Here is a 602-nt window from a genome sequence, read left to right on the forward strand (position 1 = left end):
GGCCCAGCCGGATCAGGAGCTGCACCTGATCCGGCTGGGCCGCCACGACCTCCGCCAGCCGGGCCGCCACACGAGCGCGCACCTGCCGGGCGGTGCTGCGCAGGTGTGCGTGGTCGGCGTCGACGAACTCGTCTGCCACGGTCCGGAGCCGGTCGCCGTCGTGAGCGCCGTAGCCCGGGTCATCAGCCGCGATGCGCGTGAGCACCGAAGCCCACCAGACGAACTCGAGCTCGCCCGCCACGTTGGCAGCCCGGACCCGCCGTCGGGCGAGGTCGTCCACCACGGGACCGAGCCCGGCCTCGCGGGCCTCGTCGACGAGGGTGAGGACGCGAGGCACGACCTCGAGCCGGTGTGCAGAGCCCGCGAGTGTCCGCAGTCGCCCGACCAACCGGTCCAGAGGCAGCGCCACGAGGTCGTTGCCCGCTGCGGTGGTCTCGAGCCGCGCACCGAGCCACTCCACGTCGGCGAGGACCGGAGCGAACCTCTCCCGAGCCGCCTCGATGCCCGGGGGCGCCTCGGGACGGGCGCCGCTGCCTGCCAGCGAGCGCCACCGGTCGCGCTCCCCCAGTGCGAGCGCGAGCTCGCCGTGCAGGTCGGGCGGA

General features: G+C 75.2%; 1 pseudogene. It reads right to left on the reverse strand.

Going from position 1 to position 602, the window contains the following annotated elements:
- Nucleotides 1-602, reverse strand: a pseudogene (locus FRW57_RS23815) (AAA domain-containing protein); the annotation flags it as partial.

The organism is Segeticoccus rhizosphaerae (assembly GCF_009192725.1).
GTDB classification, from domain to species: Bacteria; Actinomycetota; Actinomycetes; order Actinomycetales; family Dermatophilaceae; genus Segeticoccus; species Segeticoccus rhizosphaerae.